Below are 1194 nucleotides of genomic sequence, written 5' to 3'. Positions count from 1 at the left end.
TAATTTGGATAATATACTATCATTATTGAGACGGGAAATAGGCTCATTTGAATAGCCTGACAGGCTAAATGTCAATAAAGTAAATAATATTAATATTTTCTTCATGGTGAATATTTTAAAAGCATTGAATTTGTATTGTCATGAAGCAAGTTGCGATTATTCGGCATAAATGGATACGCGGTATATATCCCTGTATTATTTGCCTTTGATTCTCTTTTAAAAAGAAACATCGCATCCGTAAAAGATTCCGAATTGTATCCGTTTTGTAAAATTTTAAATGATTTACCATACCGATTCTCGGTCTGTACGTTAGTATTGAATCCATCCATTCCAAGGGCTTGGAAAGAATTTAGACTGATTATCGCAGTGAAAGCGTAGGCTTCAACCTCGTTAAATATTGCGCGTCCACCCTGTCCGTTAAGGAACTGTCCAACGTGCATCGATTCGTGGACGATTGCCGAGATGAATGTGTCTCTGCCTAATTCTTTGCCGATTGTTGTTGTGGTATTGCCGTAATTTTCTCCTAAAGTGAATGATTTCTCTCCTTCTCCAGGTACGTAAGAGTATTTGCTTTCGGAGGCTACGAGGTCGTCTATCAGCTTGTCGCCGCCTGACTGGTATACAATGTTCATAGCCTGCACGCTGCGGCGCACGAAGTCGTCGTCACCGAAGTATTCACATCCGGGGGTGTACATGAAGTCGTTGAACCATACTTCCATTCCTGTCGGGTCGGTTTTGTTGACGGGGTCGTTGGCGCAGAAGAGGTAGGGTGAGAGGTGAGGTGTCTTCTCTGCGAGGGGGTCGGGGCGGGTGAAGCGCGCGAGGTCGGGTGTCTGGGTGCGTGCATGGAAGTCATATATGTTGAGCCCGTACATGGCGTCCAGCTCCTTGCCCCCAAACTTGTAGGGCTGCACCGAGCTGCCCTTCCCGGCGTCGCTGAACGTGGCATACCCTCCGTCAAACATCACCCGCTTGACCGCCCCGCTTTCATTTGCCATTAATGGAATCATTTTTGACAGTTGTTTTCTCAGCCGTTTTTGGCACTATATCATATACAAAAACCACGTCTAAGACTTTGGCAAATGCAAGTCCGTTAAGGATACATGGTTCCTTGTCCTTGATCAGTTTGGTGATGTCAACCATGTCTATCCATTCTGACACTCTATTTAGTTCGCGTTTATAGATGGATTCATA

Annotated in this window: 2 protein-coding genes; both read right to left on the bottom strand. The window is 44.7% G+C overall.

All coding sequences use genetic code 11. The features are described 5' to 3' along the window. Positions 1 to 101: 101 nt before the first annotated feature. Positions 102 to 998 (bottom strand): RHS repeat-associated core domain-containing protein, encoded by an 897-nt coding sequence (locus E4T81_RS15480; RefSeq protein WP_167762008.1) that lies wholly within the window; start codon positions 996 to 998, stop codon positions 102 to 104. Next, the coding region (locus E4T81_RS15725) for a hypothetical protein (protein ID WP_167762006.1) at positions 988 to 1194 on the bottom strand (207 nt) is incomplete at its 5' end. The genes E4T81_RS15725 and E4T81_RS15480, both read right to left, overlap by 11 nt.

This window comes from Barnesiella sp. WM24 (assembly GCF_004570975.1).
GTDB lineage: Bacteria > Bacteroidota > Bacteroidia > Bacteroidales > Muribaculaceae > Muribaculum.
Note: the sequence above shows the minus strand (reverse complement) of the source record. Positions and strands in the feature narration are given on the sequence as shown.

Bases quoted from the DNA above. Each gene is read 5' to 3' on its own strand.
- E4T81_RS15480 (WP_167762008.1), bottom strand. From the start codon at position 998: ATGGCAAATGAAAGCGGGGCGGTCAAGCGGGTGATGTTTGACGGAGGG.